Below are 20,918 nucleotides of genomic sequence, written 5' to 3' on the forward strand. Positions count from 1 at the left end.
TTTTTGCAGCCATGTTGAAACTTTCCATGGAATTTAATCTCCTGAGAAAGCCATTATTAGTGGCTACTATTCTAATTGGGCTGCAAACCGGAGTCATGGGACAGACAACGGAAGCCCAAAATCAGGTAGATCAATTTTCCGCTGTAAGCATGGAAGCACAACGGTTAATTTTCGAAATGTCACAGATTGAAGGTGACAGGGCAAAAGGCATTGCCCTTAAAAGACCAATTAGGAAAAATGTAGGGCGATTCGGTAATACGATTGAATATAAATCCCCCCGAAGAAGACCAAGTTCGTCACGCAAATTGATAATTGGACGTTCCCAGTCTTATATGTCCGCAATCCCCTAATTCATGAGGCTAATTTCGTTCAAAATGAGATTAGCCGCATTCAAATAGTCAGTCCGTCCCACAATCGGCCTTCCTACTACCAAAAGATTAGCTCCCTCTGAGACTGCCCTTGCAGGGGTCACAGTACGCTGCTGATCTCCTCTATCATCTTTGAACCCCCGAATACCCGGGCAAACTCTTAATAGAGTTCTATCCGGATCAGTTTGATCAAGCAGATGTAAGTCCTGTGGAGAACAGACAACACCAGTTATTCCAGTTTTGCTGGCTTCTCTAAAAAGCTTGAGGAGGGTTTCAGTAGGAGATCCTCCATAAATCCTTTTACATTCATCAGGAATTGAAGAAGTTAAGAGAGAAACCCCTAGAATTCCTACCCCTTTGTCAGCAATCCTTTCTAGTGTTGATCGGCCCATTGAGAGATGCACAGTTGCTAAGTCAACATTTAAACTCGAAAGCCAAACGACAGCATTTTCAACCGTGTTCGGAATATCATATAGTTTTAGGTCGACAAAGACTTTCCCAAGTTTTTTCAGTTCAGCAACCCATTCAGTTCCCACAAAAGTCAGAGAGTGACCAATTTTAAAACCCCACAACCCATTTGATTGTAAATGGGACAAGTCACTTGCCAACTGTAAAGCCTTATCCGGGGCCATGCCATCCAGTGCTACAATCAATTCACTCATAAGCGGGCTCCTGTGATTGATGAATGAAAATCTCTAGCCTCATGCAATGTGGTCAGTGAATAGACGGGTACATTTTTTACAGCTAGACCACTAGGAGAACGTCGATCAACTCCCACGATAATAGCTTCAAATTTAACATCAAAAGCCTTCAGGACTTTTTCCATTCCATTGATTTTTGTAGATGCACTCGTAATCACATCATCTACAAAGACAATAACATCTTGACTTGTAGGAACCGTACCGACAAAGCTTCCTCCGTCTCCATGCTTCTTCACCTCTTTACGATCGAATAGATAACCAACGTCTTTACCTCGAAGTTCAGCCAATTCTACGGACACAACACAAGCCAGAGGTATCCCCTTGTAAGCGCTGCCATAGATCAAATTACATTCTGGGATTTCTAGCTGAATGGCTTTCGCCAAAAATCTTGAAAGCTTTCTGAGCTTTTTTCCTGAGTTGAATGATGAGGAGTCAAAAAAAACATCTGAATTGCTTCCATCTTTCAGAGTAAAATCGCCAAATTTGAAGGCCTGACACTCAACTGCAAACTTTAAGAACTCTTGCCCTAAATTCGTCTGCAACGTATTCATAAAACTCGGTTATCCTAAGAAATGATTTGGAGAGTGAATTGTATTTAGTTGGGTAATTTTTCAATCATGCACTAAGATTGCGTTTTTCCAGTGCTTTCAGTAACTTGATTTCTTTTATCTGGGGCAGAATCGGAACTGTGCCTTGAGAATATATTCTTCTAGCTAGAGAAAAATGATGAGCCAACATCGTTTCGAAACTCTTCAATTACATGCCGGCCAAGTACCTGATCCTACAACAAAATCCCGTGCAGTCCCAATCTACCAAACTACATCTTATACTTTTGACAATGCAGAGCACGGAGCAAACCTATTTGCTTTAAAAGAATTTGGAAACATCTACACACGGATCATGAACCCTACTACAGATGTTTTCGAGAAGCGAGTAGCAGCACTAGAGGGAGGCGTTGCTGCATTAGCAACAGCATCAGGGCAATCAGCTCAATTTCTCGCTCTAACGAATATTATGGAGACTGGTGACAACATTGTCAGCACATCCTTTCTCTATGGGGGAACATATAACCAGTTCAAGGTTTCCTTCAAGCATCTTGGATTGGGTGTTCGGTTTGCCGATGGAGATGGAGTAAATAGTTTTGCAGAGAAGATTGATGATAAGACAAAAGCAATTTATATCGAAACGATGGGTAATCCTAGGTTCAATATTCCTGATTTTGAAGGCTTGGCTCGACTTGCAGAAATGAATGGCATCCCTCTAATTGTGGATAATACTTTGGGTGCTTGTGGAGCCTTGTTTCGACCCATCGATTATGGTGCGAACGTTGTGGTTGAATCTGCAACCAAGTGGATTGGTGGTCACGGAACCAGTATCGGTGGAGTAATCGTGGATGCAGGAAACTTCAATTGGGGCAATGGTCGCTTCCCCTTGTTTACAGAACCTTCTGAGGGCTACCATGGAATGAAATTCTGGGAGGTCTTCGGAACAGGGGGTCCAGTTTGTCAAATGCTTGGATTGCCTGCCGAGTTAAATATTGCATATATCACTAGAGCCCGAGTAGAAGGTCTGAGAGATTACGGATCAGCTTTGAGCCCATTCAATTCCTTCATGTTGCTTCAGGGCTTGGAAACATTATCTCTACGTGTTGAACGGCATAATGAGAACGCTCAGGCTTTAGCAGAGTGGCTTGAAGCTCACCCGGCTGTAGAATCTATAAGTTATCCTGGATTGAAAAGTAGCCCTTACCACGATCTGGCAAAAAAATACATGAGCCAGCGCGGGCATGGAATGATGTTCTCTTTCACTATGAAAGGTGGCTATGAGCAGGCGGTTAAATTTATCGATGGACTGGAATTAGCCAGTCACCTTGCCAATGTAGGAGATGCCAAGACATTGGTTATTCATCCTGCTTCAACGACCCATCAGCAGCTCAGTGAGCAGGAACAGAGATCTGCAGGTGTGGAACCAACGATGGTTCGTGTCTCTGTTGGGCTTGAGCATATCGATGACATTCGTGAAGACTTTCAACAAGCCTTTGATAAAGCTGCTGCGTAAACTGTAGATAAATGGAGGCGAGGTTCATTGGGATCTCGCTCTCCATCTATCCTCTTCAAATATTCCGATAGTAACTTTCATAAATGACCCTAGTCATCGATCGGTCAAACCATATTTTTCCGCTTATTTGTCAGGAACGTATTTCTTGGATTACATCAGAGGATGCTGAGCGCCAGGATATTCGTCCCTTGCGGATTGGTATTTTGAATATCATGCCCTTTGGAAAGGACTATGAGTTCAATCTCCTCCATCCACTGGGTTTGTCTATTCTTCAAGTTGAGCCAGTTTGGATTCGTTTGGAATCACACGAGTACTTGTCTGGTGATCAACAACATATGTCTGACCTCTATCAGACCTATGAAAAGGCAACTCAGTTATCTGGGCTGGATGGTATGGTTGTTACGGGCGCCCCAGTTGAAAAAATTCATTTCCATGAAGTGCGCTACTTGAGTGAGATTTCAAAGATCATTCAAGACTCACAATTAAATTGTCCAAGTACTTTGGGGATTTGCTGGGGAGCTTTTGCTCTGGCTTTTCTGCTTGAAGTGGACAAGTTGACCTACGACAACAAACTATTTGGTCTCTTTAAACTGCAGAATCTTGATTTTGGACACCCTATTACAGGAGAACTGGATGATGAATTCTGGTGTCCACAAAGTCGCTATGCGGGTATTGATGACAGCCTGATGGAAGGAGCACAAAGGGATGGAAAATTGAATCTGCTAGCCTATGGAGAAAGGGCTGGGTATTCGATTTTTGAAACTCCTGATCATCGATTCGTGATGCACAGCGGTCATCCAGAGTACAATTCAAGGCGAATTGTGTATGAGGCTGAACGCGATAAACTAGCAGGAGATGTTTTGCCTCCAGAGAACTTTGATCTCAGTAATCCACTAAACTGCTGGCGAGGGCACCGCAATACCTTTTTTACCCAGTGGTTGAAGTTCTGTTATCAGCAGATCAGTATGCCTAGGTGAGTGTTAAACAGAGATCGACTAGAGGTGATTAGTCATCGTCGAAAGATGACCCAGAGCGCTCCATTACCTCCCCAGCGTGGTGGAGCCTCTCGGACCTGTGCAATATACTTTTTTCCATTTTTTACCAGCCACTGCTCTACGATCTGCTTGAGCACAGGGCCAGCTTGTGAACGGTTGCCTTTACCAGTAACAATCAATAGTGAGTCAAGTCCGTGTAAAGTACCGTAATGAACGTAATTCTCCACCAGCATTAAAGCTTCGTGCCGATTTTTACCATGGAGATCAAGAGTTTCGTCAGGAGCGGTATAGCTTTGAAAAGCTTTGCGAGAGGTCTTTATTTTGGCTGGTTTTGATTTCTGATCAGGCAATAAACTTGGGTCTGAATCTTCCTCTTTGTCAGGAATTTTACAAATACTAGTAAAGATTTGATCCATCCAATTTGATTCTGTCGTTGAATCATTGAAAGAAAGGCTGGATTTTCTTTGATTATGAGGTGGGTTGGTTTTGGACTTCAATGACACCTCCTGACCAAAAAGGTAAGGGAGACAGGGACAGTTGCCCCTGATCAATTTTCTCAGAAATAATAGCGGGCGGCGAGTGCGTTGTAAAATCCTTGTTCTGTGCTTCCGAGGCCCTGCTGACGTCGGAGCCCAAGTTCTGCGGACAAGCCAACATTTGGGTAGTTGATAGGGAAAAATTCTGAACCAGTGAAGAGCCTGAAAAGAGTCCCTCGTTCATCTTCTTCGCTTTCGAAGCCAGCCCCAGCACCGAGGAAGAGATTATGTCCACCTTCATTCAGAACTACTCGAGCGAATCGGCCTTCTAATGAGAAATGAGTGATATCCATTTCTTCATGATAGCCAATCAACAATTCGAGGGAATCAATAGGGCTTAGCCAGTTTTTCAAACTTATACGCTCTTCTGGGACCGCAGATGGACGGTAATGGAGGCCAATTCCGAGCTTTCGAGCAAGATTTCTTTCGGCAGCTTCAAATTCAATCAGGCGAATGTCCACTCTTTCAACCTTGAGTACACCGAATCCTCGATCTGACTCAAGGTAAAGCATCTGCTCGTCCATACCCTGAATGCGGCCACTCAGCGATTCCCCACTGTTGAGGTGAACCACGGCTCCGTATGCTGTGGCTGTCAAGGTCCATCCGATGAGCAAGACCAGCAGCAATCGTAGTTTTGAGAACATTCTACCTCTCTGAATGATCGTAACAAACCGATGAATCCAACACCGGCGCAGTGACAGATTTCCCGACTCATGCAATAGATGCACCGCCTTTTTTCCGTGCCTTGGCACTCTGCGCCATTGGGGCAATTTGGGGAAGTTTCCTACAAGCTGTGTTAGATCGTAGACGAATTCGTCAAAAACAAATCCCACTCGATGGTGGTGATCAATTTGCTCAAAGATTGAAAAAATTGAATAGCTTGTCTCCGTCTAGATCTTTCTGTTTTGATTGTGGGTCGCAATTAGCTTGGTACGACAATATTCCGATTTGGTCTTATTGCTGGTTACAAGGTCGATGTCGTCTCTGTAGAGTACCATTCAGCAATAAATCATTTCGCATGGAACTTGGGTTGGGTTTGGGGCTTGGTCTTTTAGGCTGGAGCATCAAAATAAGCTGTTTGCTTGGAGCTCTCACATTTTTATGGGTGATTGTCTGGACGGTCTTTTTAAATGCACCATCTAGGTGTGTGGTGAAATCGAAGTAAAGTTTTGCAAAAGAATTAATTGGAGATGGTTTAGTGAAGATCATTCCTGCGATTGACTTAAAAAATGGCTGTTGTGTTCGTTTACTTCAGGGGAAAGAGGATCAGGAAACAGTGTATGAGGAAGACCCAGTTGAAACAGCTCTAAGTTTTGAAGAGCAGGGTGCTGAACAAATTCATCTAGTAGACTTGGATGGTGCTTTTCGAGGTGAATCCAAAAACTTGGAGCAAGTGGAACGTATTGCTCAAGCAGTCAAAGTCCCTTTAGAACTTGGTGGTGGTATTCGAAGTTTAGATGACATATCAAGAGTTTTCGACTTGGGAGTGAGTTTCGTTATTATCGGAACGATTGCTGTAAAAAATCCGAAGATTTTAGAGGAAGCAATTCAAAAGTTTGAGAATCAACTAATCTTGGGTCTTGATGCTAAAGATGGGAAGGTGGCTGTCTCAGGTTGGGTAGAAGTCACAGAATTTAGTGATGAGGAATTTGCAAACCAGTGGAAGCAACTCGGTATCAACAGAGTGATTTATACCGATATTGCCTGCGATGGTATGTTGACAGGTCCAAATTTGAGTTCACTCCGGAGGATGGCGATAGCGACTGGGTTAAAAGTAACAGCATCCGGGGGAGTTTCTTCACTTGATGATTTAAAACAACTGGCGGAGTTAGAGCGAGACGGAGTGGATGAAGTAATCGTGGGCAAAGCGATCTATGAAAGACAGTTGGATTTGAGAGAAGCGTGTTTGTGGCTCAATAAATATGCGGCTTGAAATGTTTCAGTATGAAAAGAGAAATTGATATTTTTCTTTTTTTTTTCACTTCAAATATTTTGATGATTCCAATTTGGTCCTCAGAGGAATAGTCTCTAACAGATCAATTTGATATATCATATTTGGTTGTTCAGGATCAGTAAATTTTGTAATCAGGAGTTAGTGGATGGAGATGCAATATAGAAGGGTGGGTCAAGCAGGAATCAAAGTGAGTGTTTTGTCTTTCGGATCCTGGGTTACTTTTGCCAAACAGCTCCCCTTGGATAATGCTCTAGCTTGCATGCAAGCAGCACATGAGGCAGGGGTGAATTTTTTTGATAACGCAGAGGCCTACGAAAGGGGAGAGTCCGAAAAATTGATGGGTCAAGCTCTAAAAGAACTTGGCTGGGCCCGTGAAACCTATCTGGTCTCCACCAAGTTTTTCTGGGGAATTGTGCCGGGGGTCAATACGAAAAACACCTTGAATCGCAAATATCTCAGACAAGCAATGGATCGCTCGCTTGAGCGCTTTGGTCTGGATTTCATCGATCTTGTTTTCTGTCATCGTCCTGATCCCGAAACTCCTATTGAAGAAACCGTTTTTACCATGTCAGAAATGGTTAGTTCCGGGAAAGCTCATTATTGGGGTACTTCTGAGTGGTCTGCTCAGGAATTGTTGGAGGCCTATGAAATCGCTGAAAGATATCACCTTCACAAACCAACGATGGAACAACCCCAGTATCATCTTTTTCATCGTGAAAGATTAGAGGAAGAATATGCTCCACTTTTCAAAAAATATCAGATGGGCACTACAATTTGGAGTCCGCTTGCCTCAGGCATGTTAACTGGCAAATATCTGGATGGTATTCCGGCTGACAGCCGAGCCAACCTCCCTGGATATGAATGGCTCCGAGAGAAACTAACAGATCAGACTACCCTGAATAAGGTGAGGAACCTCAAAGTCATTTCAGATCGACTGGGCTGTTCTCTTTCCCAACTGGCTTTGGCTTGGTGTGTGAGTAATCCAAACGTTTCCACCGCAATTACAGGGGCAAGCCAAGTGGAACAAGTCCATGAAAATATGAAATCCTTGGATGTGTTGGAATTGATTACTCCTGAGGTGAAACAGGAGATCGAAAAAATAGTAGGCTGAGTAGGAGTTGTAGTTTGGAGTTCAACAACACATTTACCAGTATTTAGCAATGATTTAGTAACAGACAAAGCTTTTGCAGAAAATTACCCTTATGAGACAACTGATGTGGATGGTAACCCTGTCATTCTTGTCAATGTTGATGCTGACTATAAATATTTGGGCAGATTAGTCATCACTTTTGATGAAAAAGGAAATATTCAACCAGATTCAATCGATCCACAGATGAGCGCAGCATATGCTGCAACTGAAGAAGTTATAAATTCGTTTGGGGGTATTCGCAATGTTGGGGTGATTGCAATCAGGAATGCAGTTCAGGACGTCATTACAAGTCAATTCGGGAATGTCGTAGGTTACACAAAAGTCTACCTTGATGGGTGACGCAGCAAAGTTAGAACAGAAGAAACCAATTTGGGTAATTTAAGTGCCGATGCGAACTTGTGGTACGCAAATGAATTGAGTGAAAAACCAGTCCACCTATCTTTAAAAAATGGGGGTGGAATTAGAACAGGAATTGGCTCGGCGCTAATCCCCCCTGGTGTTACAGATTACAGTAAAGCCGTCTTTGCTCCTCCGTTAGCAAATCTAGAGGCTAAGACTGCTGAGGGGGCGTTGAGTGAAGGCCATATTAGAGCAACTCTACGTTTTGACAACGGCTTGGTTGTGGTATCTGTGACGGCCGCAGAATTAAAAGATTTATTAGAGAATGGGCTTGTAGACACAGCAGATGGAAGGACACCTGGGCGCTTTGTACATGTAGCTGGAATGAAATTTAGTTATGATAGCACTATGAGACCAAGATCAACTTCCGGTACTGGTCAGCGGGTAAGATCTTTAGTTATTCTTAACTCAGATGGGACTGTCAAAGATACGATCGTCAAGGACGATGATATTTTGGGTAATCCAGATCAGAGATTCAACATGGCGACTCTGAATTTTTTGGCAAACGGAGGAGATGATTATCCTTTCCAGGAGTTGAGTAATCCAAATCGTTTGAATCTTTATGCAGGCAGATGATATGGAGAAAAAGTCGACTATCCAAGTGCAGACACAACTAGAGATCCTGGTCTTTCTTCAGAATTCAGTTACACTGATGGTGAACAGCATGTGTCCGCTGAATACATGTCCGCATTCCATCTTTCTGCTTCTGAAGCCTATGGTTTAGAGGAAAAAGGCGTTAACGAAGATAGCAGAGTTGTCAAGCTGCGCTAAGTAGGGTACTAAAATCTCACTGAAACAGCGTTATAGCTTTGATGAACCATCTGGAAAAATAATTTGGCTACATTAATCAATGGTCGCACCTCCATCAATAACCAGGTGGGCGCCTGTTACGAAAGAGGCTTCATCTGAAGCGAGAAAGAGGATGCCATTGGCTATCTCGACGGGCTCTCCCATCCGCTTCATTGGGGAATCCTGCCCGAACAATGTCCGGCCCTCTTCAACACTGATCCCGATGAATTTCATATGATTTTCGCTGGCTTGAGTGAAAATTGCTCCCGGACATACACCATTCACTCGAATATTTTCTGAAGCTAAATCTAGTGCAAGACAACGAGTCATCTGCATAATTCCGCCTTTAGATGTGTTGTAGGGTACAAAAGCCGGCTGTGCAATAAAAGAACTAACAGAAGCCACATTGACGATGGCACCACCTCCATTGGCCCGCAGATGTGGTAAGACAGCCTGAACCATATTTGCATAACCGATGATGTTCACTCCCAAAACCTTTTGCCAGTCCTCTGCGGTAGCTTCCTCAATTTTGCCAAAAACAAAAGCCGCTGCATTATTGACAAGGATCTGAAGACTTCCAAAGGATGAGATTGTGGCTTGCACGGCCATCTCAATTGCTTTGGAGTCAGATACATCTGCTTGCTGATATTCAGCTTGTCCCCCTGCATCTCGAAGCATTTGTGCAGTCTGCTTGGCATCATCTCCATTGATGTCAACAACCATTACTCTAGCACCTTCCTCTACAAAACGTAGGGCTGTTGCTTTACCTATTCCTGCCCCAGATCCGGTGATGATTGCGTTCTTGTTTTTCAGTCTCATAACTACCTCTGTGCAAATTCTGTCAGATTAGGCTCTGTAAATTCGCATTGCATTTAATGCAAAGAGAGCCTCTTGTTCCTCTTGACTTCGATGATCCACTAGTCGTTGAAATTCTTGATACATACTTTGAGCATTCCAACCGTCCAGTTTTTCTACAGGATAATTTGAGGCGAAGATGCAGCGCTGGACTCCGAATAAATCAATCACCTTATTCACTGTCTCCTTGATGAGGGCATCCTTATGCCACTGCTTGTTTGGGTAGGTCAGCATTGAGAGTTTTATCGATACCTGTTCAAGGTTAGCCAACGCTTGCAATCCTTCCCAATATTTCTGTCCTTCCAAAAGATTTTCTCTTTTGGGTGTGCCCAGATGATTTAGAATCACAGGAATTTCAGGATTTCTTTGAAAAATCTCAGCAGATTGTTTGTATTGATGGGGATTACATTGCAAGTCAAACGAATAACCTGCCTCAACTAATGTGCTAAAGCCTTGTTGCCATTTGTTCGAATCTAACAAGTTACCAAGTCGATTGTTTCTGGGCCAGGAGGGTTCATGGTTCAAGATTTGACGAATCCCACAAACATTCGGAATTTTCTGGAGCCGAGCTAACAGTACCAGCCACTCAGGGCTTTCCAGAGGTCCTGTAGCCACAATCTGATAAGGGAGGCTTGATTGTGAACATTGATCAGTAACCCACTTGGCTTCTGCTAAACATGCATTTTCGTAGAGAGGCCCATCGTGTTCTATGTGGCATACGCTGACGGCCTCAACAAAAGTTCCTCCGATCAGTTCAAAACCTTCCATGCTAAGATCAGTTTCATAGCGTTGAATAGTGTAAATGGGGTCTTCGTCTGGAGCAAATAATTGGGCTGAATCATGGCCACTCGGACTGTTTGGGCGTACATCCCAGATGTGAAAATGTGGATCCCAGACTTTCATTCTTCCCCTGTGTTTTGTTTAAAGATGCTAACGCACAAAAGCTTCGTGCAACCCCCCATCAACGTTGATAAGTTGTCCTGTGGTTCGACAGAGACGTTCAGAGGCTAGCAGAAAAATTGCCTCTGCCTGGTGTTCTGGTGAAATCTCTGATTTAAGCAGAGTTCGCTGAGCATAGAAATCTGCCAGACGCCTTCTCAGGATTTCAGTATCCTCATGCTCATCGAAAGTTAATTGATATTTTGAAAGTGAGGAAATTAATCGTTTTCTAGGGAACATGCTGCTTCCTTCCAGCACTGTCGCAGGTGCTAACGCATTGACCCGCACCAGAGGAGCCATTTGAACCGCCAATTCTCTGACTAAATGATTCAAAGCAGCTTTCGAACTATCATAGGCCAGGCTGCCCACTTTACTCACAGTTGCGTTCACAGATGAGGTTAAAATAAGGTTCGCAGGCATTTCTTGTCTAAGCCAAACTGTGTAGGCCTCTTCAGCAACCATCGCAGGGCCGATCACATTCACATCGTAAGTCTGGCGCCACTGACTATCCGAGATACGACCAGTTGCATCAGGTGGAAAAAACACTCCGGCAGTAATAATCAAAGTGTCCATCCCTCCGTAAGCCAACACTACATCTTCAAATAGCTGATTTAGACTCTCACTGTTGGTGATGTCTGCTGATCTAGCGAGGGTTGGACCACAGGTGCTCAGCCTACTGCCAGCCACCCCAATGCCAACTCCCACTTTTTTCACTAACTCTTCAGCTGTAGTTTTGGTGGCCAGGGAATTAGCATCTGCACAGACAACATTAGATCCCTCCCCAAGCAAGCGGTGGCAAACAGATTTACCAATCCCAGAGCCTGCTCCAATTACCACAGCGACTTGTCGTGACAACTCCTGTTCAGGAGGCATCCGCCGAAGCTTTGCTTCTTCCAGAAGCCAGTACTCTATATCAAAGGCTTCTTGCTGATCGATAGCAACGTATTCATCTACTGCTTCAGCTCCCCGCATCACTTCAATTGCACAATTATAGAACTCAGCGGTTACCCGGCTTTCACTCTTGTTTTTACCCCAAGCAATCATCCCAAGTCCTGGGATGAGGATAACACTGGGGTTGGTGTTTCGGAGCGCAGGAGAATCTTCATGCTTACAACGCTCATAGTAAGCAGAATAATCTTGTCGATAATTACCAAGCCCCTTCAAAATCAGTTCTTTCAAATCATCCAGACTTTGACGGTGAGGATCCCAAGGAACATACATTGGCTTGATCTTGGTTCGCAGAAAGTGATCTGGACAACTTGTACCCAATTCTGATAGACGAACAACATCTTCAGAGTTGACGAAGTAGCGCATCATCTCACCATCTTGCACAGTCGCAACAAGTCGCTTATCGCTGGATACCTGGCCACGGAGCCAGGGCAGAATTTCAACAAGTGTGGATCTGCTTGCAGCTTTGTTTAGTTCTGGATAGCGAATTCCACCGAAAGTCATCTCTCCTTTATCATGCTGGGCTAGATGCTCATCAGCTTTTTGGATGATCTCTACCGTCCATTCGTAACACTCCTGGTTACTTTCAGCCCAGTTGATTACACCATGGCCACCAAGCAATATTCCCCTTGCGCTGGGGTGATCTTTACAAATCTTCTGCAACTGCAGTCCTAGATCAAAACCTGGTCGTTGCCATGGCCACCAGATCAAATCATCTCCCCAGATCTTTTTCGTCAGCTCCTTGGAACGCTTGGAAGCTGCAATAGCGATCACAGAGTTTGGATGCATATGATCGACATGCTTGTGTGGGATGAAGGCATGTAAGGGGGTATCAAGCGAAGCAGCCCGAGGATTCAGATTGAAGGTGCAGTGTGGGTACATGCCGACCATCTGATCTTCTATGCTGGTCTTGTAGCCCTTCACTGGTGCAGAGGTGTATTTGGGGATCAGATTGAGCAATTTCTGCTGATACAGAGAAGAGAAATTTTCACGCTTGGAAGTGCGTAGATCTCCTCCTGATCCCTTAACCCAAAGAACCTCGGTTTGCTCATTACTAAGCGGATCAATTTCATGTAATTTTGCAGAGGTGTTCCCTCCACCAGTGTTAGTTATCCGTTGGTCGGACCCTAGCAAATTAGAGTGGTAGATCAGTTTGCCAACTGGATCAAGTGTATTTGCGTAGTTAGTGTCCCAGGTCGGATAAGGTCAATTCAAGGGTGTAGGGTATTTCATGGTAATTTCAGGTAACGTTGATAGGCCTTTTCCCAGATCGATTGATCCTGGGGAAGATATTCTTCAATTTCAAAAGAGTTTCGGACAGTTTGGCGTATTTCTGAGAGTGAACTCAAATGTCCGAGGGCAAGACTTTGAATCAGAACATTCCCAATTGCAGTTGCTTCGGACGGGCCACTGAGGACCCTACGTCCAGTGGCATTGGCTGCTAGCTGATTCAGGAGTTTGTTCTTGGATCCGCCACCAACAATGTGGAGCGTTCGCAGGCTTTTCCCCGTTGTTTCCTCAAGTTCATCAAGTACCTTTCGATATGAGAGCGAAAGACTTTCCAGTGAACTCCGAACAAAGGCTCCATGATTTTCAGGAACGGGTTGTTTCGATTCAATACAGTAGGCTGCTATTTTTTCAGGCATTTCACCGATTGTAGCAAACCGAGGATCGTTGGGATTAATTAGAGATCGTAGAGAGGATGCCACCGATGCCATTTCGGTGAGAGTAGAATAATCGTAAGAACACCCCTCTCTTGCCCACTTGCGACGACACTCCTGTATAACCCATAAACCACTGATATTTTTAAGTAAACGAATACTATGGTTTAATCCTACCTCGTTTGTGAAGTTGTACTGGCGGCTCTTGGAAGTGATCACAGGTGCCGCCAATTCAATTCCTAACAGGGACCATGTCCCAGAGCTAAGATAGGCCCAGTCTTTTTGTTCACTTTGTGCGGGAGTACCGACTACGGCTGCTCCTGTGTCATGTGAGCAACTTGCAATCACTTTGGTGTTGCTTGCTAGGCCTGTACTCTCTGCAACTTGTTCATTAATTTGCCCGAGTATCGATCCACAGGGTACAATTTCTGGGAAAAGATCATAGGGCAATCCAAGGGCATCAATCAGCGGCTTAGACCATTCATGCTTGCGGGGATTATAAAGCTGAGTTGTACTAACCATGGAAGCATCTCCCACTGCGACTCCAGAGAACATGTAGTTGAACCAATCACCCATTGGGATCAGTTTATTAGCAAAGGTCAGCAACTCAGGGCACTCTTCTTGGGCAGCAGCGAGCTGATAGATTGTATTGATTGGCATGAACTGAATGCCAGTTTCCTCAAAAATAAAATCTTCACCGAGTTGCTTACAAACCTTCTTGTATGAGACCAGATTGCGTGGGTCCCGATAGTGCCGTGGGGGAGTAAGAATGGGTTCTTGATCACGAATAAGAACAAAATCGAGTCCCCATGAATCAGCACTCAAACTGGCAATTGGCAAGTTGAGCTGAGCTGCCTTGCGTACACCAATACGGAGTTCTTCAAAGATTTGTAGGACATCCCAACGGAGAGACTCTCCAACAGAGATGCTACCTGTTGGAAAACGATGAATTTCCTCTAGCTGAAGTTGTCGTTGATGGAGAATTCCAACCATTACACGAGCGCTTTCGGCACCACAATCCAGCGCAATATAAGCTTGTTTTTGAACCATTTGGGAAATGTAGGGAAGCCTCTAAAACTTATCTGATCCCAGTGAAAGTGTTGGTGGGGCTTACAAATAAGATTTATGAGTAGGTTTTGTAAACTCGTTTTGCATTTTCAGAGAAGAGTTTTTTTTGATCATTTGGACTAAGTGATTTGACTAAACCTCTTAATGCACCAAATAGCCTTTCTGCTGGCCAACCATCATTTAATTCAACAGGAAAATTTGAGGCAAAAAAACAGCGATCAACCCCGAAGATATCAATAATTTTTAAAACCGTATCCTCCACAAGGGGGTTGTTCTGCCAATCTTTATCAATGTAGGACAGCATGGAAAGCTTTACAGAGTTTTGAGGCAGATCAGCTAGAGCTTTAATTCCCTCCCAGTAAATTTTTCCAGTGGTTAAGTCTTGTAAGATTGGACTTCCGAGATGTCCAAGGACTAATGGGATTTCAGGATTTCTTTCAGATAATCTTGCTGCTTGCTTAAATTGATGAGGGTTGATTTGCAAATCAAAGATGAGTTCAAAATCTTTAAGTTTTTCGAATCCAGCACACCATGCTGGATTATCAAGCAAATTCCCCAAGCGTTCATTTCTTGGCCAAGAAGGCTGATGGTTCAAGATTTGTCGAATCCCTACTACTATTGGATTTTGAGCAATTTTGGCGAGATGTTTTGAACAATTTGGGTCTTCGAGGGCCAAGGTTGCGACAATATAATAATCTTTTGTTGACCGACTAATTTGCTCGGAGACCCACTTGGTCTCCGCTAAGCAGTACTTAGCATAGTCATCACCACTAAGATCAATATGGCAAACACTGACTGCCTCGACAAAGACTCCTCCGGTTAAATGAACACCATAGGTCTTTAAGTCTTTCTCAAAATCCTGAATTCCATAAATTTCCTGGCCATGTGGAGCAAACAGAACATTGCAGTCGTGTCCACTGGCAGTTTTCAATGAAATATCCCAAATGTGAAAATGAGGATCCCAAAATTCCATGTTTCGTGTTTCAAAACGATTAACAGACAGTTTTTGAAGACTAGTTAACCTTGTGATTTATCAGATTGAAGGTCAGTCCATATGCCACTGTAGTGGCAGCAAGAATGGGAAGTTTTTCTGAGAATCTATTTCGATCTTCATAATTGGAGTCATATGCTCACCCCAGTGTCTATTCACATCACTAGCGTTGATCGCTGCAATTGTTTGCTCCAAGTTTTCCGTTTCAAAATAGCCAAAAAGTGTCAGGCCATGCCGAAAAATGGAGTAGTTTCGAACTCCTGCCTTTCGAAGCATGTCAACCATTTCTGGCCATATTTCATCATGACGCTTTTTGTATTCATCCTCATAGCCAGGACGTACTTCTAAAACCCATGCAAATTGTTGATTCATACAACTTCCCGTTGAAGCTCAGTTGTTGGTGGTGAAGACTGCCTTCTAAACTCCTGAATCCGATAAATCGAATCGGGATTCGGAGGGCGTGGAAACGGCATGATGATATGTTCAGGCTCGCTCCTAGGGTGCAGAGTACCTTTCCCTAGTACAATCTTTTCTTCAAATTCTTGAAAGTCTCCGTAAACTGCAAAATCAACCAGAGGCCAGGCATCTGCAGAAGCGTATTCAAAAAGGAGCAGTCGACGTGGACGATTTGAGAAATTTGGACTAGAGCCATGTAGGGCTTTGACATGATGGAAACTTGCTGAACCAGCCGAACCTGTCAACTTTACTGCTGTGGAAAGATCAATGTTCTCAGAATCAGGATTAACTGATCCACTGAACACCCCTTGGAAGTGATGGTTCAGAGTTTTGCCCCGATGGCTGCCCGGAACAATCATCAGCGGAGCGTTATTTTCATCAATATCATCAATCATAATGCCTACTGCTAGTAGATCGGCATTGGTGTGCGGATAAAAAGCCCAGTCTTGATGCCAGTCAACAGCTGCACCTCCATGAGCCTCTTTTATGTTGAGCTTGCTGTTCCTGAAGCGGATGTTTTCACCAATTAATTTGCTCAGGATCTCAAGTATTTTAGGCTTTCTGACAGCTTCTGCAAAAATAGGATGTTGTTCGTGAGGCACCTTGATTCTCTGGACCCTCGGTTTCTGGCTAGAGTGATTGTGTTCCAGGTCAAATTTTTCATCGGAAGTTATGTGACTCCTTGATTGTTCAATCAATTCATCTGTGGCAAGTTGAAGATCATGAACTTCTTCTTTGTTAAACAGGCCTTCAATACAGGTAAAGCCCACTTGCTGATACTCCTCGATCATATTCATGATTTGCTCAATTACAGATTATTGCTTCTTTTGATTTGGCGGATTTGTAGAGGGCTTCGAGAACCTGAACAGTTTTGAGACCCACCTCATGGTTTCCACAATTTCTCCGACTTTTCCCTCTACAGATGTCGATGAATCGATTCATCGACTCTTGCGTAGAATAAGAACCAAATCCGCCATTCTTTTCAATCTGAACGAGGATGTCTTTTTTATCGAAACGTCTGATTTGCAAACGTTCCCGCTCTGGTTCTACATCTAAAAGCATCATTCCTTCGCTGCCATAGATTTTTAGATCTAGTTGAGGCGGACAGTGCTTTGGTAGTCCTGCTGCACCTGATAAAACAGCAGAGGCACCGTTGCCAAAACTAATAATAGCTGAGTCGTAATAATCTGCACCTGTCTTAGAATTTACTGTGCGAGCAAATACACTTGCTGGTTCCAAAGATGTCACAAAAAAAAGGGCTGCAAGAGCATGGGATAGTTGGCCCCATCCATAGCCTCCAGCACGATTTGGATCTGCCCATGTGGATGAATGAGGTCGGTACATGTGCTTTTCTGTTTCAGCCATGGGCTCACCACCAAAAAGATCCATTAAGGCAGAAGACATATGTAAGGCAACGTGCTGGATTTTACCAATACTTCCCATTGCAACTTGGTCGGCAGCAGACTCCATGTATTGGGTATGATTCAGCCCGTAAGGTGTCATCAAAGTTTTTCCTGTTTTCCGAGCAATTGAACAAAGTGCTTCTGCATCTTCTGTCGAGGTTGCCATTGGTTTTTCTACCAAAACATGACAACCCTTTTCTAAGGCATACTTGGCATGCTCTGCATGGAAAACATGCGGTGAAGCTACGATTACACCATCTGGGTTGAGTGCATATAGTTCCGTATGATCTTCACTGACGAATGGAATCTCAAAATGTTTTTGGATTTGTTGTAGTTCCGCTGAGCCAATTCTAGAAACTCCAACAAGCTCTGCGTTTGAATTGGCTAGGATATGAGGAAGATGAAACTCACAGGCCCACCATCCAACTCCCACTACAATAATTTTTGATTTTTTACTCATTTGGAATTACCGGATTAAAACATTCAAAAAATTTTACCTCAATTTTCCAAACGGAACGATGCAATCAATTTTTGGTGGCAAAACGGAACGGATCACGAGACTATTTCGAGGTTTTTCTCTAGTTATTGGTTCAAAAATCTTGCACTGACCTGCATCATATATGATATAGCTGGCAATTCTTATTACACTCCTTTGATTTGTTCAATAGAAAACTTGGGAGGTCCAACCCATGATTACTTGGCAGGAATCTAATATAGAGCGACCCAAATCATTGGTTCAGATCGCTGCGGACTCAATCCGGAGGGGGATTATACTTAGTGAGTTGGTCTTGGGGCAGCCTCTCACGGAGGCTGGTTTGGCAAAAACTCTTGGTATCAGTAAAACTCCGGTCAGAGAAGGCCTATCTCTATTGCGTTCAGAAGGCCTTGTGGTCGCAGAGCCCCATCGTGGCTACAGAGTTTTTAGTATGACACAAGAGGAGCTAGTCGATTTTTGTGAATTACGTTTTGCCTTGGAATCCCAGGCATTACGTTATGCGGTCCAGCGTCAACCATCAAAGCTTGCTAAACAACTCCAGCAAATTTTGACCGAAATGGAGGACAACTTCAGTCCAGAGAATCGTGAAAAGTACTTAGAGTTAGACACAAACTTCCACAAGAGCTTTTTCAGCTATGCCGAAAGTAGATTCCTGCTTCAACATTACGAAAATATCAATGCTATCATTGAGACTGTACGCCACTACATTTCTGGGACTGATGCAGCAACGGGTAATGCTTATGAGGATCACAAAAAGATTACGGAATGTCTCATCAATAGTGATCTTGTGGGGGCACTGGGACATTTAGAGGTGCACATTGTCAACTGGTCCAAACGAAGTAATTTAAAGGCAAATCTCTTGGAGGTGATGAAGTAAACGAAAGGCAATAGTTTTCACTTCCTGCCAATTTTCTCTTGCCATCCTCTCCCTCCAAGAGTACCAAATTTGCTGAATGTTTCACCGAGTCAATCATATTCCAAAGAACCCTAGTAACGAATCTGCATGAGTGCCGCAACCCGACAGCCCATCCGATTGCAAGACTACAAGGTCCCCCCCTACTTGATTCCAAAAACAAAACTCCGGTTTGAACTGGGAGAAGAAAGCACCGAAGTTCAGTCGAATCTGAGTTTACAAAGAAACCCTCTTGCCAAAGAAGAAGATCGCCTTTTGCGCCTTCATGGAGAAAGTATTGAACTCCTAGAGTTGAAACTCAATGGTGCTGCTTTGAGTGAGGATGATTACCAAAAAGATGAAGAATTCCTGACAATCCCAAACTTTCCAGAGGAAGGAGAACTAACAATTCGGACTAGGATTCGACCTCAGGACAACACGACTCTGGAAGGCCTTTACAAGTCTAATGAACTCTTCTGTACACAATGTGAGGCAGAGGGCTTCCGTCACATCACCTACTTCCTTGACCGCCCTGACGTCCTTTCCAGATACACGACTACAATTGTGGGGGATCATCAGACTTATCCCACCTTGCTTTCCAATGGGAACCCCATCGACTCAGGAAGCTTGTCGGATGGGCGCCACTATGTCACCTGGGAAGATCCATTTCCAAAACCAAGTTACTTGTTCGCCCTTGTTGCAGGAAATCTAGAATGTCTTGAAGACTCCTTTCAGACAGTTTCAGGCAAACAGGTAGCCCTGAGAATTTATACCGAGCATGGTTACAAGGAGCAGTGTCATCATGCGATGGAATCACTGAAGAAGGCGATGCGCTGGGATGAGGAGCGCTTTGGTCTAGAGTACGATCTCGAAATCTACATGATTGTCGCTGTTCAAGACTTTAACTTCGGAGCAATGGAAAACAAGGGACTGAACATTTTCAATGCTCGTTACATCCTCTCACGATTTGACACTGCAACCGATGAAGATTTTGAAAACATCGAGAGTGTGGTTGCTCATGAGTATTTCCACAATTATACGGGGAATCGGGTCACTTGCCGTGATTGGTTTCAACTGAGCTTAAAAGAGGGGTTGACCGTCTTTCGTGATCAGGAATTTACCTCAGAGTTGAACTCTCGGCCCGTCAAAAGAATTCAAGATGTCAGATTTTTACGAGATTACCAATTTCCGGAAGATGCAGGCCCAACGGCCCATTCTGTCCGTCCAGAAAGTTTCCTCGAAATCAATAACTTTTACACCGTTACTGTCTATGAAAAGGGCAGCGAATTAATTCGCATGTTGCAAACCCTGATCGGACGTGAGGCCTTCACCCAAGGTGTGCAGCACTATTTAAAAAAGCATGACGGACAAGCAGCCACGGTGGAGAATTTTCTGAAAGCCATTGCAGAGAGTTCCAAGACCGATCTGGAGCCTTTCCGAGCTTGGTATCGTCAGGCAGGCACTCCAAGAGTTTCTGTTCGAGGGCAGTACTCTGCAAATAAGCAAGAATATGAGTTACATTTCGAGCAATCCTATCCCCAACTGAGCTCTGCAGGGGATCGGCAGGCCGTTCCAATCCCAATTCAAATCGGTTTGTTGAACAAAGCAGGTGGGAGCATCTCATCAGCAGAAACGGACGTGTTTTTACTTGAAAAGCCCAAAGATAGTCTGGTGCTCACTGGAATTTCAGAGCAGCCCATTCCGTCGTTACTTCGGCAATTCTCAGCCCCAGTACGCTTGGAATATGAATACTCACCTGAAGAGTTGGCCTTGCTCTACCAAAGGGATTCTGATGAGTTCAATCGCTGGGATGCAGGTCAGCGTTTGGCCACGATGGGGATTCAGCAGAGCCTTCAAAGTCTGCAACAGGGGCAATTGCCTGCTGAACCAACACTGCTTTTAGAAAGCTTCGAGGCGATCTTGAGGTTAGGACATTCTGATCTCTCCTTCTTGAGCCAATTACTGACCTTACCTTCTGAAGGTTACCTGAGCGCACAGTTCCAACCAATCTCACCGAATCAGCTCCGGGAGGCTCTCTGGGGGTTGCACGATGCATTGAGCAACCAACTTAATGAGATTTGGCAGCAGAAATACAAAGAGATTGTGCAACCTCCTGCTGAAAGTTTAACTGCAGAAGCTGTTGGAAAGCGCCGCTTCCGCAATCTTTGTTTGAGTTACCTTGGAAGAAGTCAGGAAACCACTGGAGAAGAATTAGCTTTCCAACAATTTGAGCAAAGTCAGAATATGACTGAGGCAATG

At 44.1% G+C, this 20,918-nt stretch carries 18 protein-coding genes and 2 pseudogenes; 8 read left to right on the forward strand and 12 right to left on the reverse strand.

All coding sequences use genetic code 11. The features are described 5' to 3' along the window. Positions 1-346: 346 nt before the first annotated feature. Together pyrF and pyrE are read right to left on the reverse strand one after the other, a co-directional pair. Positions 347-1,030: an orotidine-5'-phosphate decarboxylase gene (pyrF, locus tag P8O70_06045; GenBank protein MDG2196438.1), complete on the reverse strand. Its 684-nt coding sequence runs from the start codon at positions 1,028-1,030 to the stop codon at positions 347-349. Continuing rightward, positions 1,027-1,620: an orotate phosphoribosyltransferase gene (gene pyrE, locus P8O70_06050; GenBank protein MDG2196439.1), complete on the reverse strand. Its 594-nt coding sequence runs from the start codon at positions 1,618-1,620 to the stop codon at positions 1,027-1,029. The genes pyrF and pyrE overlap by 4 nt, the downstream gene beginning before the upstream one ends. Positions 1,621-1,795: 175 nt before the next feature. On the opposite strand from pyrE, the gene P8O70_06055 reads away from it, so the two are divergent. Next, on the forward strand, positions 1,796-3,127 hold the full coding sequence (locus P8O70_06055; protein MDG2196440.1) for an O-acetylhomoserine aminocarboxypropyltransferase/cysteine synthase: 1,332 nt from the start codon (positions 1,796-1,798) through the stop codon (positions 3,125-3,127). 83 nt (positions 3,128-3,210) lie between these two features. After that, complete coding sequence (locus P8O70_06060; protein ID MDG2196441.1) at positions 3,211-4,104, forward strand: homoserine O-succinyltransferase; 894 nt, start codon at positions 3,211-3,213, stop codon at positions 4,102-4,104. A gap of 32 nt (positions 4,105-4,136) precedes the next feature. Here P8O70_06060 and P8O70_06065 read toward each other — a convergent pair whose 3' ends face one another. Both P8O70_06065 and P8O70_06070 read right to left on the reverse strand, forming a co-directional pair. Further along, positions 4,137-4,619, reverse strand: coding sequence for a Smr/MutS family protein (locus P8O70_06065; protein MDG2196442.1), 483 nt, complete (start codon positions 4,617-4,619; stop codon positions 4,137-4,139). Between the two features lie 59 nt (positions 4,620-4,678). Continuing rightward, entirely contained in the window at positions 4,679-5,302 is a 624-nt protein-coding gene (locus tag P8O70_06070; protein ID MDG2196443.1) for a hypothetical protein, read from the reverse strand. A 554-nt stretch (positions 5,303-5,856) separates the two neighbouring features. Here P8O70_06070 and hisA point away from each other — a divergent pair. From hisA to P8O70_06090, 4 genes and pseudogenes are all read left to right on the forward strand, one after another. Next, positions 5,857-6,591, forward strand: a complete 735-nt coding sequence (hisA, locus tag P8O70_06075; protein MDG2196444.1) for a 1-(5-phosphoribosyl)-5-[(5-phosphoribosylamino)methylideneamino]imidazole-4-carboxamide isomerase — start codon at positions 5,857-5,859, stop codon at positions 6,589-6,591. A gap of 172 nt (positions 6,592-6,763) precedes the next feature. Further along, positions 6,764-7,723: an aldo/keto reductase gene (locus P8O70_06080; protein MDG2196445.1), complete on the forward strand. Its 960-nt coding sequence runs from the start codon at positions 6,764-6,766 to the stop codon at positions 7,721-7,723. Positions 7,724-7,828: 105 nt separating this feature from the next. After that, positions 7,829-8,101, forward strand: coding sequence for a hypothetical protein (locus P8O70_06085; protein MDG2196446.1), 273 nt, complete (start codon positions 7,829-7,831; stop codon positions 8,099-8,101). A 21-nt stretch (positions 8,102-8,122) separates the two neighbouring features. After that, a pseudogene (locus tag P8O70_06090) lies at positions 8,123-8,737 on the forward strand (5'-nucleotidase). Between the two features lie 267 nt (positions 8,738-9,004). On the opposite strand, the gene P8O70_06095 reads toward P8O70_06090, so the two are convergent. The 8 genes and pseudogenes from P8O70_06095 to P8O70_06130 all read right to left on the reverse strand — a co-directional run bounded on the left by P8O70_06095 (position 9,005) and on the right by P8O70_06130 (position 17,731). Continuing rightward, positions 9,005-9,769 carry an SDR family oxidoreductase gene (locus P8O70_06095; GenBank protein MDG2196447.1) on the reverse strand — a complete coding sequence of 255 codons (765 nt, stop codon included), beginning with the start codon at positions 9,767-9,769 and terminating at the stop codon, positions 9,005-9,007. Between the two features lie 27 nt (positions 9,770-9,796). Then, positions 9,797-10,708, reverse strand: a complete 912-nt coding sequence (locus P8O70_06100) for an amidohydrolase family protein (protein MDG2196448.1) — start codon at positions 10,706-10,708, stop codon at positions 9,797-9,799. 27 nt (positions 10,709-10,735) lie between these two features. Next, a pseudogene (locus P8O70_06105) lies at positions 10,736-12,886 on the reverse strand (bifunctional rhamnulose-1-phosphate aldolase/short-chain dehydrogenase). Between the two features lie 35 nt (positions 12,887-12,921). Next, complete coding sequence (locus P8O70_06110; GenBank protein MDG2196449.1) at positions 12,922-14,403, reverse strand: rhamnulokinase; 1,482 nt, start codon at positions 14,401-14,403, stop codon at positions 12,922-12,924. Between the two features lie 73 nt (positions 14,404-14,476). Then, complete coding sequence (locus P8O70_06115; protein MDG2196450.1) at positions 14,477-15,394, reverse strand: amidohydrolase family protein; 918 nt, start codon at positions 15,392-15,394, stop codon at positions 14,477-14,479. Positions 15,395-15,466: 72 nt separating this feature from the next. Continuing rightward, positions 15,467-15,784, reverse strand: a complete 318-nt coding sequence (locus P8O70_06120) for an L-rhamnose mutarotase (protein ID MDG2196451.1) — start codon at positions 15,782-15,784, stop codon at positions 15,467-15,469. Beyond that, complete coding sequence (locus P8O70_06125; protein MDG2196452.1) at positions 15,781-16,665, reverse strand: phytanoyl-CoA dioxygenase family protein; 885 nt, start codon at positions 16,663-16,665, stop codon at positions 15,781-15,783. Before P8O70_06125 ends, P8O70_06120 begins: the two co-directional genes overlap by 4 nt. A 7-nt stretch (positions 16,666-16,672) precedes the next feature. Next, positions 16,673-17,731, reverse strand: a complete 1,059-nt coding sequence (locus P8O70_06130; GenBank protein ID MDG2196453.1) for a Gfo/Idh/MocA family oxidoreductase — start codon at positions 17,729-17,731, stop codon at positions 16,673-16,675. A gap of 229 nt (positions 17,732-17,960) precedes the next feature. Here P8O70_06130 and P8O70_06135 point away from each other — a divergent pair, with 229 nt between their 5' ends. Both P8O70_06135 and pepN read left to right on the forward strand, forming a co-directional pair. After that, on the forward strand, positions 17,961-18,644 hold the full coding sequence (locus P8O70_06135; protein MDG2196454.1) for a GntR family transcriptional regulator: 684 nt from the start codon (positions 17,961-17,963) through the stop codon (positions 18,642-18,644). A 126-nt stretch (positions 18,645-18,770) separates the two neighbouring features. Continuing rightward, positions 18,771-20,918, forward strand: a 2,148-nt coding sequence (pepN, locus tag P8O70_06140; GenBank protein MDG2196455.1) for an aminopeptidase N, incomplete at its 3' end; no start/stop codon positions are given.

It is taken from the genome of SAR324 cluster bacterium (assembly GCA_029245725.1).
GTDB lineage: Bacteria > SAR324 > SAR324 > SAR324 > NAC60-12 > JCVI-SCAAA005.

Coding starts and splice junctions, on each gene's coding strand:
- pyrF (MDG2196438.1), bottom strand. CDS start 1,030: ATGAGTGAATTGATTGTAGCACTGGATGGCATGGCCCCGGATAAGGCT.
- P8O70_06070 (MDG2196443.1), bottom strand. CDS start 5,302: ATGTTCTCAAAACTACGATTGCTGCTGGTCTTGCTCATCGGATGGACC.
- P8O70_06080 (MDG2196445.1), top strand. CDS start 6,764: ATGCAATATAGAAGGGTGGGTCAAGCAGGAATCAAAGTGAGTGTTTTG.
- P8O70_06125 (MDG2196452.1), bottom strand. CDS start 16,665: ATGAATATGATCGAGGAGTATCAGCAAGTGGGCTTTACCTGTATTGAA.
- P8O70_06060 (MDG2196441.1), top strand. CDS start 3,211: ATGACCCTAGTCATCGATCGGTCAAACCATATTTTTCCGCTTATTTGT.
- P8O70_06115 (MDG2196450.1), bottom strand. CDS start 15,394: ATGGAATTTTGGGATCCTCATTTTCACATTTGGGATATTTCATTGAAA.
- P8O70_06130 (MDG2196453.1), bottom strand. CDS start 17,731: ATGAGTAAAAAATCAAAAATTATTGTAGTGGGAGTTGGATGGTGGGCC.
- P8O70_06135 (MDG2196454.1), top strand. CDS start 17,961: ATGATTACTTGGCAGGAATCTAATATAGAGCGACCCAAATCATTGGTT.
- P8O70_06055 (MDG2196440.1), top strand. CDS start 1,796: ATGAGCCAACATCGTTTCGAAACTCTTCAATTACATGCCGGCCAAGTA.
- P8O70_06110 (MDG2196449.1), bottom strand. CDS start 14,403: ATGGTTCAAAAACAAGCTTATATTGCGCTGGATTGTGGTGCCGAAAGC.
- P8O70_06095 (MDG2196447.1), bottom strand. CDS start 9,769: ATGAGACTGAAAAACAAGAACGCAATCATCACCGGATCTGGGGCAGGA.
- P8O70_06100 (MDG2196448.1), bottom strand. CDS start 10,708: ATGAAAGTCTGGGATCCACATTTTCACATCTGGGATGTACGCCCAAAC.
- pyrE (MDG2196439.1), bottom strand. CDS start 1,620: ATGAATACGTTGCAGACGAATTTAGGGCAAGAGTTCTTAAAGTTTGCA.
- P8O70_06120 (MDG2196451.1), bottom strand. CDS start 15,784: ATGAATCAACAATTTGCATGGGTTTTAGAAGTACGTCCTGGCTATGAG.